Annotated in this window: 11 protein-coding genes; 9 read left to right on the forward strand and 2 right to left on the reverse strand. The window is 71.3% G+C overall.

Going from position 1 to position 12,614, the window contains the following annotated elements; all coding sequences use genetic code 11:
• Positions 1-65: 65 nt before the first annotated feature.
• The 8 genes from NXY84_RS02865 to NXY84_RS02900 all read left to right on the forward strand — a co-directional run bounded on the left by NXY84_RS02865 (position 66) and on the right by NXY84_RS02900 (position 9,386).
• Positions 66-1,421: a hypothetical protein gene (locus NXY84_RS02865; protein ID WP_258725669.1), complete on the forward strand. Its 1,356-nt coding sequence runs from the start codon at positions 66-68 to the stop codon at positions 1,419-1,421.
• Between the two features lie 160 nt (positions 1,422-1,581).
• The gene (locus tag NXY84_RS02870) at positions 1,582-2,856 is read left to right on the forward strand and encodes a hypothetical protein (protein WP_258725670.1); all 1,275 of its coding nucleotides are present in this window, start codon (positions 1,582-1,584) and stop codon (positions 2,854-2,856) included.
• Between the two features lie 96 nt (positions 2,857-2,952).
• A complete protein-coding gene (locus tag NXY84_RS02875; RefSeq protein WP_258725671.1) occupies positions 2,953-4,449 on the forward strand; it encodes a hypothetical protein in 1,497 nt (498 codons plus the stop codon).
• Positions 4,450-4,878: 429 nt separating this feature from the next.
• Positions 4,879-5,124, forward strand: coding sequence for a glutaredoxin-like protein NrdH (gene nrdH, locus NXY84_RS02880; RefSeq protein ID WP_034634631.1), 246 nt, complete (start codon positions 4,879-4,881; stop codon positions 5,122-5,124).
• 167 nt (positions 5,125-5,291) lie between these two features.
• Positions 5,292-5,708: a class Ib ribonucleoside-diphosphate reductase assembly flavoprotein NrdI gene (gene nrdI, locus NXY84_RS02885; RefSeq protein ID WP_258725672.1), complete on the forward strand. Its 417-nt coding sequence runs from the start codon at positions 5,292-5,294 to the stop codon at positions 5,706-5,708.
• Between the two features lie 8 nt (positions 5,709-5,716).
• On the forward strand, positions 5,717-7,822 hold the full coding sequence (gene nrdE / locus NXY84_RS02890; RefSeq protein WP_258725673.1) for a class 1b ribonucleoside-diphosphate reductase subunit alpha: 2,106 nt from the start codon (positions 5,717-5,719) through the stop codon (positions 7,820-7,822).
• A gap of 55 nt (positions 7,823-7,877) precedes the next feature.
• A complete protein-coding gene (gene nrdF, locus NXY84_RS02895; RefSeq protein WP_258725674.1) occupies positions 7,878-8,852 on the forward strand; it encodes a class 1b ribonucleoside-diphosphate reductase subunit beta in 975 nt (324 codons plus the stop codon).
• Positions 8,853-8,999: 147 nt separating this feature from the next.
• Positions 9,000-9,386 (forward strand): HNH endonuclease, encoded by a 387-nt coding sequence (locus tag NXY84_RS02900; RefSeq protein ID WP_258725675.1) that lies wholly within the window; start codon positions 9,000-9,002, stop codon positions 9,384-9,386.
• Between the two features lie 19 nt (positions 9,387-9,405).
• Here NXY84_RS02900 and NXY84_RS02905 read toward each other — a convergent pair whose 3' ends face one another.
• Entirely contained in the window at positions 9,406-10,128 is a 723-nt protein-coding gene (locus tag NXY84_RS02905; protein WP_258725676.1) for a phosphotransferase, read from the reverse strand.
• Between the two features lie 95 nt (positions 10,129-10,223).
• On the reverse strand, positions 10,224-11,939 hold the full coding sequence (locus tag NXY84_RS02910; protein WP_258725677.1) for a CAP domain-containing protein: 1,716 nt from the start codon (positions 11,937-11,939) through the stop codon (positions 10,224-10,226).
• Between the two features lie 220 nt (positions 11,940-12,159).
• Here NXY84_RS02910 and NXY84_RS02915 point away from each other — a divergent pair, with 220 nt between their 5' ends.
• Positions 12,160-12,462, forward strand: a complete 303-nt coding sequence (locus tag NXY84_RS02915; RefSeq protein ID WP_258725678.1) for a DUF1540 domain-containing protein — start codon at positions 12,160-12,162, stop codon at positions 12,460-12,462.
• The last annotated feature ends 152 nt before the right edge of the window (positions 12,463-12,614 follow it).

Consider the following 12,614-nt stretch of genomic DNA (forward strand, 5'->3'; position numbering starts at 1 on the left):
CGTCCGCCGCCTCCGCCGGCTGCTCCTCCGTCGAGGGCCGTGTGGTCGACCGGTACAACGGGAGGGTGACGGCGCTCCCCGGCATGACGGTCGAGGTCGTGCGCACGAACGGGACCTTGGTCGGCACCGACGTGACCGACGCGGGCGGCGCGTACTCGGTCACGATCCCGTGCGAGGTCACCCAGGCGCTCGCCGTCCGAGCCACCGACCCGACGGGACGCTACGCGTCGAGGTACGCGCCGTCGGCGACCTACCTGTGGGACTCAGAGCTCTTCTTCGCCACCCAGGAGACGGGCGTGCGCCGGCTGACGATCGGGCTGCAGCCCGCGGGCCGGTTCGTGCCCGTGCCGCCGAGCCGCGTGCTCGACACCCGCCTCGACGGTCGACCGATACCGCAGGGCGAGTCCCGGCCCTTCGAGATCGTGGGGCTCGGGGTCGGCGGCCGGGGCGAGGACGTCACCGCGGTCGTCCTCAACGTGACGGCGACGCAGGGCACGGCACCGTCGAGCTTCATCGCGCTCGACGACAACCCGTTCACGCCGCAGCCGCCGCGGTCGAGCGTGCTGAACTCCTCGGCCGGGCGTGACGTCGCGAACCTCGTGACCGTGCCGATCACCCCGGGCGGCCCGAGCACGAGCCCCGTCCGCTTCATGTTCTACAACAACACGGGCTCGACGCACCTAGTCGCGGACATCGCCGGCTACTACTCGACCGCCGGCGGCGCGGGCCTCCAGCCGGTGAGCCCGACCCGCGTCCTCGACACCCGCGAGTCGGCGCCGCTGGGTCCTCGGGGGACGCGGCGGGTCGACCTCGCGGGGGCGCCGACGGGAGCGGTGGCAGCGGCCGTGACGCTCACGAGCACCCAGGTGACCGCGGCGACCACGTACGTCTCGGCGTACCCGACCGGCGCCGCCGCCGGGCCCACGACGAGCGTGCTCAACGGGTACCGCGGCTCCGACGTCCCCAACCTCGCGATCGTGCCGCTCGGCGAGGACGGGTCCATCACGCTGTACAACGACCAGGGCTCCGCGCACCTCGTCCTCGACGTCGTGGGGTGGTACGTCAGCGAGGGCGGGGCGGACTACCACGCGATCGACACACGTCGCGCGAACGGGACCAGGTACCTCGGGGCGCGCGACGCGCAGGCCTACACCGCCCAGGGAGCGGACTACGCCGTGCCCGACGACGCGTCGGCCATCGCGTTGAACCTCACGACCACCATGGCGACCGCGCCGTCCTTCCTGACGGTGCACCCGACGGACACGCCGCGCCCGTGGGCCAGCAACACCAACGCCCGCGTCGGAGCCGACACGGCGACCGCCGTCATCAGCCGGCTCGGGCAGGGCTTCACCGTCTACAACGACACCGGCAACGTGCTCCCGATCGTTGACGTCTCGGGGTACTTCGCCGAGCACGACTGAGCACGAGCGAGCACCACTCAGCACCGACGGGACGGGCGCCGGGAGGCGGCGGCCTCCGTTCCGGCCCGACAGCACCCGTCTGTTCGACCCCTTCCCTCTCCCGCGCTCACCCCTCGGTGCGCGCCCCACGTCGCCCTCGGGCGAACCTCCAGGAGCCGTCATGCGTCTTCCCGTCCGTGCTGCGAGCCTGCTCGCAGCGTCCCTCGTCCTCGTCGGCGGGCTCGCGGCCCCCTCGGTCGCCGCCCCCGGCGAGCTCCTCCCCGAGCTCGACCTGGGCGGGCTCCGCCAGCCGGTGCCGGCACCCGAGCACGGTGCGGCCGACGGCCGTCGCGCAGCAGCGGCCGGGATCACGCCCCCGGGACGCTTCGTCCCGATGGAGAGCACCCGCGTGATCGACACGCGCGATCCCGACGACAGCGTGCTCGGTCCCGGTGAGGGCCGCTGGTACGACTTCAGCGACGTCCCGGCAGGGATCGTCGCGCTCGTGATGAACGTGACGGCGACCCAGGGGACGGCGTCGACGAGCTTCGTGTCGGTCGTCGACGCGAACTTCGAGGAAGCGGTGCCCACGACGAGCGCGGTGAACTCCTCGGCCGGGCGTGACGTCGCGAACCTCGTCACCGTGCCGATCGTCGGTGACCGCACGATCGGGCTCTACAACAACTCCGGGTCGACGCACGTCATCGTGGACGTCCAGGGGTTCTACGCCGCCTTCACCGACCTCGCTGCCGGGTACGTGCCGGTCGCGCCCTCGCGGGTGCTCGACACCCGTGAGTCGGCGCCGCTCGGCCCGCAGGGCCTGCGTCACCTGACGCTCGACGACGCCCCCGACGGTGCGGTCGCCGCCGCCGTCACGCTCACCAGCACGCAGGCGACGGCCCGGACGTCGTACGTCAGCGCCGGGGCGTACGACCCCGCGGAGCCGGACAGCGTCCCCACGGGCAGCGTCCTCAACGCGTACCAGGGCTCGGACGTGCCGAACCTGGCGATCGTGCCGGTGTCCGACGACAACCGGGTCACGCTGTACAACGACCAGGGGTCGACGCACCTGATCGTCGACGTCGTGGGCTGGTACGTCGCAGGTGGCGGCGCGAGCTACGTCCCGATCTCGTCCCAGCGCGCGGTCGGCTCGGGCTGGATGGGTCCGCAGGACGAGCGGAACTTCACGCCGGCGAGCGCGCAGGTCCCCGTGCCGGACGACGCGGTCGCGATCGCCCTGAACCTGACGACGGCGGGCGCCACGGCACCCAGCTACCTGACGGTCTACCCGGGTGGTACCGCCCGGCCGCTCGCGAGCAACGCGAACGCGCGCGTCGGCGCCGACGTCGCGGCCGGCACGTTCACGCGCGTGGGCTCCGGCTTCACCGTGTACAACGACAGCGGTTCGCTCCTGGCCCTCGTCGACGTCCAGGGGTACTTCGCCGACGTCGAGTGACGTCCTGACGACGCCTCGCTGCCGATCGCCGTGGCAGCGAGGCGTCGTCGTCCGTCCCCTCCCGCCCCGCACCCCGTCGAACGAGGAGCTCCTCCCGTGCCCCGTCCCCTCGTCCGCGCGCTGTGCGCGGTCACCGTGCTCGCCACCGCCGTGGGCGCCCTCGCCGGGCCCGCGACCGCCGCCGAGCCGTGCGTCGCGACCGTCTCCGGGACGGTCTGGGACGCGTCGGCCCCGCAGTCCCGGCTGCCCGGGCTGACGATCGACCTGGTCGACGTCCGGACCGGCGGGGTCGTCACGAGCACCCGGACGACGGAGGACGGGACCTACGTCGTCTCGCTCGGGTGCCGGTGGGACGAGCCGGTGGCCGTCCGCGCCTCCGACCCGTCCGGCTTCTACGCCCCCAGGTTCGGGTTCAGCTCGGTGACTCTCGCGGGTGCCACGATGATCTGGCCACGGGAAGCGGCCTCCTACGTGACGAATCACGTGGCGATGACCCCGCCGTCCCGGTTCGTCCCGGTGCAGCCGACGCGGGTCATCGACACGCGCTCGGCGCGCACCGGCCGGGTGGGGCCCGCGACGGCGGAGATGTTCGCGATCGACGGCCTGCCGGACGACGCGTCGGCGGTCGTGCTCAACGTCACCGCGACCGAGGGCACGTCGCCGTCGAGCTACGTCACCGCCTCGGGGGACCCCGCGTACCGCGCGCCGTGGGTCGGCGGGCGGCCCTCGACGAGCTCGCTGAACACGTCCCGTGGGCGTGACGTGGCCAACCTCGTCACGGTGCCGGTGCGCTCCGACGGGGTCGTGATGCTCTACAACGACTCGGGTCACACGCACCTCGTGGCCGACCTCCAGGGGTACTACTCGACGGTCGAGGGCGCCGGGTTCGTGCCGGTCGCTCCGGTGCGGGCTCTCGACACGCGCCGGACGTCGCCCGTCGGTCCGGCCGAGCACCGGACGCTCACCCTCGACTCGAGCAGCGCCGCACCGGCGCCCGCGGGCGCGGTGGCCGCTGTGGTGACGCTCACGAGCACCGAGGCGACCGCTCCGACGTCCTACGTCTCCGCGGGTCCTGCGGGTGTCACGGGCATCGAGTCGTCGAGCGTCCTCAACGCGTACAGCGGCAGCGACGTGCCCAACCTGGCGATCGTGCCGCTCGGCGCGGGCGACGCGATCACGCTCTACAACGACCAGGGGCGGACGCACGTGGTCGTCGACGTGGTCGGCTGGTACGTCGAGGACGGCGGCGCGTACTTCCAGCCGGTGCAGGCCGCGCGGGCCTCCGGGTCGGGGCGCATGAGTGCGGGCGAGGTGCGCACGTTCCCGCCGACCGGTGGCGGCTTCGCCCTGCCTCGCTCGGCGGTCGCCGTGTCCCTCAACCTCACCACCAGCGCGCCGACGGTCTCGGGCTATCTCACCGCCTACCCGAGCCGCACGGCGCGGCCGCTCGCGAGCAACGCGAACTCGCGGGCCGGCGCCGACATCGCTGCCGCCGTCGTGGTCGGTGTCGACCCGGGCTTCTCGGTGTACAACGACGCGGGGTCGGCCGACGTGCTCGTGGACGTCCAGGGGTACTTCACACCCGCGGGGTGACGCCGTGAGCACGTCCCGCGGTCGCGTTCGTGGTCGCGGGGCGTCGTCGTGCGTGGGCGTGGGGCCGGGATGCGCCCGTTCGGGTGATGCCGCGCAGGAGCCACGCTGCGGGACCCGAGCGACACGCCGAGGACCCCGTGCGTTCACCCGGTGTGTCGTCTCCCGCCACGCGGGACGAATCGGACGTCCCCCTGTGGAGGCGCCTGTGGAGAGCACTGTGGGGCTGCTGTGGAGGGCCGCGAACCCGCAGGTCCCGGCCGTGTCGGACCCCCGGCGTAGCCTGGACTTGTCCACAGCGGGTGAGAAACGACACGGATGTAAGCACAAGTGGTTGTGGTCACTGCCAAGCCGGACCACTAGGTGTAGTGTCGAGTCACCGCAGTGAGGGCTGCGGCAGCGAGACCCACAGCAAGCGTCACGGGAGCCAGAATGTCGATCACCGTCTACACGAAGCCGTCCTGCGTGCAGTGCAACGCGACGTACCGCGCGCTCGACAAGCTGGGCTTCGAGTACGAGGTCGTCGACATCAGCCAGGACGCCGACGCGCGCGACTACGTCATGTCGCTCGGCCACCTGCAGGCGCCCGTCGTCGTCGCCGGCGGGCAGCACTGGTCCGGCTACCGCCCCGACCAGATCAAGGCGCTCGCGGAGCGCATGGCCGACGCGGTCGCCTGAGCGCCTGCGGCCCACGAGGCCGCCGCACCATCGCCCAGCACGCACCACGCGGCGTCGAACCACCCGCGGTGCCCACGCCCCGCCGACGAGGCGGGCGTGAGCACCGCCGCAGGAACGTGCCAGGACCAGCCCCGGTCCGCCGAGGTCAGCCGACGAGGGAGCACAGCATGAGCTCGCTGGTCTACTTCTCCAGCGCCTCGGAGAACACGCACCGCTTCGTCGAGAAGCTCGGCCTCCCCGCGCAGCGCATCCCGCTGACGCCCAAGGAGCCGTTCCTCCACGTCGACGAGCCCTACGTCCTCGTCGTCCCCACGTACGGAGGCGGCAACGAGGGCGGCGCGGTGCCACGGCAGGTCGTCCGGTTCCTCAACGACGAGAGCAACCGCGCGCTCCTGCGCGGGGTCATCGCCGCGGGGAACACCAACTTCGGCGAGGCGTACTGCATCGCCGGCGACATCATCGCCGCGAAGTGCGACGTGCCGTACCTGTACGGCTTCGAGCTCTTGGGAACGAACGAGGACGTCACCCGCGTCCGCGAGGGATTGAGGACATTTTGGCAGCGACAGTCACGGATACCGGCGTAGCGACGGAGATGGATTACCACTCCCTCAACGCGATGCTCAACCTGTACGGTCCCGACGGCAAGATCCAGTTCGACAAGGACCGCGAGGCGGCACGCCAGTACTTCCTCCAGCACGTCAACCAGAACACGGTCTTCTTCCACGACCTCAAGGAGAAGCTCGACTACCTCGTCGAGAACAAGTACTACGAGCCCGAGGTCCTCGCGAAGTACGACCCCGCCTTCGTCAAGACCCTCTTCGAGTACGCGTACTCCAAGAAGTTCCGCTTCCAGACGTTCCTCGGCGCGTTCAAGTACTACACGTCGTACACGCTCAAGACGTTCGACGGGAAGCGGTACCTCGAGCGCTTCGAGGACCGCGTGTGCATGGTCGCGCTGACGCTCGCCGACGGCAACGAGGACTTCGCCCTCTCGATGGTCGACGAGATCATCGCCGGCCGCTTCCAGCCCGCGACGCCGACGTTCCTCAACTCGGGCAAGGCGCAGCGCGGCGAGGCCGTCTCCTGCTTCCTGCTGCGCATCGAGGACAACATGGAGTCCATCGCGCGCGGCATCAACTCCGCGCTGCAGCTCTCCAAGCGCGGCGGCGGCGTGGCCCTCCTGCTCAGCAACATCCGTGAGCACGGTGCGCCGATCAAGCACATCGAGAACCAGTCCTCGGGCGTCATCCCCGTGATGAAGCTCCTCGAGGACTCCTTCTCCTACGCCAACCAGCTCGGCGCGCGCCAGGGCGCCGGTGCGGTGTACCTGCACGCGCACCACCCGGACATCTACCGGTTCCTCGACACCAAGCGCGAGAACGCCGACGAGAAGATCCGCATCAAGACGCTCTCGCTCGGCGTCGTGATCCCGGACATCACGTTCGAGCTCGCGAAGAAGAACGAGGACATGTACCTGTTCTCGCCGTACGACGTCGAGCGCGTCTACGGCAAGCCGTTCGCGGACATCTCGGTCACCGAGAAGTACTACGAGATGGTCGACGACGCGCGCATCCGCAAGACGAAGATCAACGCGCGCGAGTTCTTCCAGACCCTGGCCGAGCTGCAGTTCGAGTCCGGCTACCCGTACGTGATGTTCGAGGACACGGTCAACCGTGCGAACCCCATCAAGGGCAAGATCACGCACTCGAACCTGTGCTCGGAGATCCTCCAGGTCTCGACGCCGTCGACCTACAACGACGACCTGTCCTACGAGCACGTGGGCCGCGACATCTCGTGCAACCTCGGCTCGATGAACATCGCGCTCGCGATGGACTCGCCCGACTTCGGCAAGACCGTCGAGACCGCGATCCGCGCGCTCACCGCGGTCTCGGACCAGACGACGATCGACTCGGTCCCGTCGATCCGCCGCGCCAACGCCGGCGGCCACGCGATCGGCCTCGGGCAGATGAACCTGCACGGGTACCTGGCGCGCGAGCGGGTGCACTACGGGTCCGAGGAGGGCCTCGACTTCACGAACATCTACTTCTACACGGTCGCGTACCACGCGATCCGGGCGTCGAACCGCCTCGCGATCGAGCGCAGCCAGAAGTTCGACGGGTTCGAGGACTCGAAGTACGCCACCGGCGAGTACTTCCAGAAGTACGTCGAGCGTGCGTGGGAGCCCAGGACGGCGCGGGTGCGCGAGCTCTTCGCGACGGCCGGCGTGCACATCCCGACGCAGGACGACTGGCGCGAGCTGGCCGCCTCCGTGCAGGAGCACGGCCTGTACAACCAGAACCTCCAGGCCGTCCCGCCGACCGGCTCGATCTCCTACATCAACCACTCGACGTCGTCGATCCACCCGGTCGCCTCGAAGATCGAGATCCGCAAGGAGGGCAAGATCGGGCGCGTCTACTACCCGGCGCCCTTCCTGACGAACGACAACCTCGAGTACTACGACGACGCGTACGAGATCGGCTACGAGAAGATCATCGACACGTACGCCGAGGCGACGCAGCACGTCGACCAGGGCCTGTCGCTCACGCTGTTCTTCAAGGACACCGCGACGACGCGTGACATCAACCGCGCGCAGATCTACGCGTGGCGCAAGGGCATCAAGACGCTCTACTACATCCGCCTGCGCCAGATGGCCCTCGAGGGGACCGAGGTCGAGGGCTGCGTCAGCTGCATGCTCTGAGCCGACGCCCCCGCGACCCTGCGCCCCCGCGAACCCCTGAGAGAAGTGCAGTCACATGAGTGAGAAGCTGAAGCTGGTCAGCCGCGTCTCGGCGATCAACTGGAACCGCCTGGACGACGACAAGGACGCCGAGGTGTGGGACCGCCTCGTCGGGAACTTCTGGCTCCCCGAGAAGGTCCCGGTCTCCAACGACATCCAGTCGTGGGCGACCCTGACCCCGCAGGAGCAGGAGCTCACGATGCGGGTCTTCACCGGCCTGACGCTCCTGGACACGATCCAGGGCACGGTCGGCGCGGTGAGCCTGATCCCCGACGCGATCACGCCGCACGAGGAGGCCGTCTACACGAACATCGCGTTCATGGAGTCGGTGCACGCCAAGTCGTACTCGTCGATCTTCTCGACGCTGTGCTCGACGCGCGAGATCGACGACGCGTTCCGCTGGTCGGAGGAGAACTCCAACCTGCAGCGCAAGGCCGAGATCGTCATGGACTACTACCGCGGCGACTCCCCGCTCAAGCGCAAGGTCGCGAGCACGCTGCTCGAGTCGTTCCTCTTCTACTCGGGCTTCTACCTGCCCATGTACTGGTCGAGCCGGGCCAAGCTCACGAACACGGCCGACCTGATCCGCCTGATCATCCGTGACGAGGCCGTGCACGGGTACTACATCGGCTACAAGTACCAGAAGGGCCTCGAGAAGCTCTCGGAGGCCGAGCGCGCGGAGCTCAAGGACTACACGTTCGAGCTGCTCTTCGAGCTGTACGACAACGAGGTGGAGTACACGCAGGACCTCTACGACGGTGTCGGCCTGACCGAGGACGTCAAGAAGTTCCTGCGCTACAACGCCAACAAGGCGCTGATGAACCTCGGCTACGAGGCGCTGTTCCCGCGCGACGAGACCGACGTCAACCCGGCGATCCTCTCGGCGCTGTCGCCGAACGCGGACGAGAACCACGACTTCTTCTCGGGGTCGGGCTCGTCGTACGTCATCGGCAAGGCCGTCAACACCGAGGACGAGGACTGGGACTTCTGAGGTCCTGACCCCGGCACCACACCACCGCGCGGCCGTCGTCTCCCCGGAGGCGGCGGCCGCGCGCGTCGTGGGGCACCCCGGCAGCCCGACCGGCCCGTCACCGCGCGGCGCCGTCGGGGGAGCGGCGCACCTCCGTATGCTCGCCCGATGGCAAGCACGAGCCGCCGGGCGCGGGCCGCGAACCGGCGGCGTCGCCGGATGGGCGCGGTCGAGCACGACCTCGACGCGGCCCAGTGGGCAGCCCTGCAGGCGGCGTGGGGCGGCTGCGCCTACTGCGGCGCGGGCGCCGGCGCGGACTCCCTGCAGCGGGACTGCGTGCTCCCGATCTCGCGCGGGGGCCGGTACACCTGGGACAACGTGGTGCCGGCGTGCCGCTCGTGCAACGCCAGCAAGTGCAACACCGAGGTCACCGCGTGGCTGCGGCGCAAGCGGCTCGACGAGCGCCAGTTCCTGCTCCGGCACGCCGAGATCCGCGCCGCGGTCCGCACCGGAGCGGCGCCGGAGGACGTGCCGCTCACCCCGTCGTCCGCGTAGGAGGGCCGGGCGCTCCGCGTCAGGAGTGCGCGCCGTGCGCGTACCGGGTCACGAGCGCCGCGGCGGCCGGCACGAGCTCGCGCTCGCCCTCGACGAGGTGGGTGGTGTCCCGTATCCGGAGCCGCACCGCCTCGTCGAGCGCGGGCAGCGGGTCGTGGTCGACGGCGGCGAGGAACGCCACGAGGAGGACCTGCGCGGCGTTCGAGTAGTCGCCGCCCTCGTCGGCCGCGACCTCGGCGAGCAGCAGGGCGGTCGTCGCGACGTCGAGCGACGCGCTGCCCAGGCCTGCGGCCGACCAGTCGACGACCGCGGGGCCGTGCGACTCGGTGAGGACCACGTTCCCCGGGTGCAGGTCGAGGTGCACGACGACGTCGTCCGGCCCGCCGACCGCGAGCAGGTCGTCCTGCGGCACCGGGAGGCGGTGCAGGCGGTTGAGCAGCTCGGCGAGCACGACCGCGCCCTCGCGCAGCGGCACCTCCTCCGCGGCGAGCGCCTGGAGCAGCGTCGGCCCGTGCAGGCGCTCCATCTCGAGGTCGGCACCCTCGGCCCGGAAGACCTGCGGGGCAGGGAACCCGTGCGCCCACACGTGCCGGACCACCGCGGCCTCGCGCAGCACGCTCTCGCCGTTCCGGTTGCGGCGCAGGACCCGGTCGTCGTCGAGCGCGTACACGTCCGCGTCGCGACCCGAGGTGAGGAGCGGCCCGGGGGCGTCGTCGTGCGGTGCGAGCTGCGCGGGATTCATAGACCGACGTTAGACCGGTTCCCGGCCGTTGTCGCCTGTCCTTGACGATCCCATGATCCGAGTGCGGTGCGCGCTTGCCGTCCCGGCCCGGCGGATCAGCGGTAGGTCGCGAAGTTCTGCGTCGACCAGAGGTAGCCCCGCGAGTCGAGCGCGGCCCCGACCCCGATCGACGTGAAGCCCGGGTTCAGGATGTTGGCACGGTGCCCCGCGGAGTTCATCCAGCTCGTGAAGATGCGCTCGGCGTTGTCCCCGTACCCGCCGGCGTAGCCGACGTTCTCGCCCCACGACGACCAGCCGGGCTCGATCTGCGTGCCGACCTGCGGGTTGTGGCTCAGGACCTTCGAGGTGGCCATCGACACCGTCCAGGCCTCGGCGACCTCGCCGAGGCGCGCGCGGTACTGCAGGGGCGCCAGTCCGTTCTCCGCACGCACCTGGTTGACGCGGCTCACGATGTACGCCTCGGGGCTGCCCGGTGCGGGCACGCCGGGGACGGGCGGAGGCGTCGGCGCCGGGGTGGGCGTCGGGGACGGCGGGGGAGTCGGGACGGCCACGGACGGGTCGCCGACGAAGTACCCCTGGAGGTCCGCGATGAGGCGCGTGCTGCCCGCGTTGTTGTAGAGGGTCACCTGGTTCCGGTAGGGCCCGCCGAGCCGGAGCATGACGTTGTTGGCCCCGTCGACGCCGGGCCGCGGGTTGAGCGACGACGTCTGCGTGCACGTCGACAGCGGCGTGCCTCCGGGGCACGTCGAGACGAACGTCGGCTGGCTGGTGCCCGCCGCCGTCACGTTCATCGCGACCGCGGTGGCGCCTGCGGGCACGTCCGGCAGGGTCAGGACCGTCGCCTGACCCGCCCCGAACGGCGCGAAGGACAGCACCCGCGCGGGCGGCACCGGCACGTACCGGCCCGCGTCGGGGGCGGCCTCGTCGGTCGTGAAGTACCCGGTGACGTCGGCGATGAGCCGCATCGTCCCCGCGTTGTTGTAGAGCGTGATCTGGTCGGCCGAGGGGCCGCCGAGCCGGACGACGGCGAAGTTCGTCAGGTCGCGGCCCGGGAACGGGTTGAGCGTCGACGACGTGGAGCACTCCGCGAGCGGCTGGCCCGCCGGGCACGCCGAGACGAACGACGTCGTGCTCGCCCCGGTGGACGTCAGGTTGACCGCGACGGCCGTCGCCCCGGGCGGGGCGTCGGGCAGCGTCAGGGTGTGCGCCTGGCCCGGGCCCATGGCGTGGGACGACAGCACCCGGCGCGGGGTCACGGGGGAGTACTGCGCACCGGTCCCCGTCGCCGCCGACACGTAGAACCCGTGCAGGTCCGCGATGAGCAGGAGCGAGCCCGTGTTGTTGTAGAAGGTGACCTCGTCGCCGGCCGGCCCGCCGAGCGCGACGAGCACCGCCGCCGGGGTGTCCTCCCCGGCGACCGGGTTGAACGCCGACGTCGCGCGGCACGTCGCGAGCGGTGTCCCCGCGGCGCAGGCGGACACGTACGTCGAGGCGGTCCCCCTGACCTGGGTCGCGGTGACGTTGAGGGCGACGGCGGTCGCGCCGGCGGGGACGCCGGAGATCCGCAGCGTGCGGGTCGACGCCGGGCCCATCGGGGCGAAGCTCATGACGCGGCGCGGGGTCACCGGCTGGTACACCGACCCCTCGGCGGTGGCGGCCGACGCGCGCTCGACCGCCGACGGCGGGACGGCGATCCCGGTCGTGAGGAGCGCGAGCGCCGCGGCGACGAGCCCGAGGCGCGCGATCCAGGTCCGCGCCCGGCGGGACGGGTCGGCGGCGTGGGTGGGACCGGGAAGGGCGGGAGCGATCACGAGCAACCTCTCGGGGCAGGGGCATCCTCACCCGCCCCATCGGCTGCCCGGACCGTCCTGAAAGAGGTCGGGACGATCCGGTCTCGGCGCCGCATCACGGACGCCCGCGACGGGACCTCCCCGGGCACCCGGTCGCGCGGCTCCCTGGGCACGGTGCGCCGCTCGGGTCTACCGTCGATTGGGACCGCACGATCCGTACGACACCCTCTCGGAGGTCAGGATGAGCGCCCTCACGGACATGCCCGCCGTCAGCGAGTGTTCGGTCGACCAGTGCTCCTACAACGACCACAACCACGGCTGCCACGCCGAGGCGGTCACGATCGGCGGCAGCGGGGTCGACGCGGCCTGCGCCACCTTCATCCCGCTCGACATCCGCGGGGGGCTCGACCGGGTCGTCTCGCACGTCGGCGCGTGCCAGCGCCACGACTGCGCGCACAACGACCACCTCGAGTGCAGCGCACCGGCGGTCCGGGTCGGCGCCGGCCGCGACCTCGCCGACTGCCTGACGTACACGCACCGCTGACCGGCTCGCCCACGTCGTCCGACCCCGTCGTCACCTCGCTGACGGCGGGGTCGACGTCTGCCCGGGCGCCGGGGCCGGAGGACCGCGCCGTCGGTCGCGGCGGGCTGCTCGCCCTGCGGGGCGCCGCAGCCGGCGCGCACGGGCGGTCCTCG

Origin of the sequence: Cellulomonas sp. NS3, from assembly GCF_024757985.1 — a bacterium.
Taxonomy (GTDB): Bacteria; Actinomycetota; Actinomycetes; order Actinomycetales; family Cellulomonadaceae; genus Cellulomonas_A.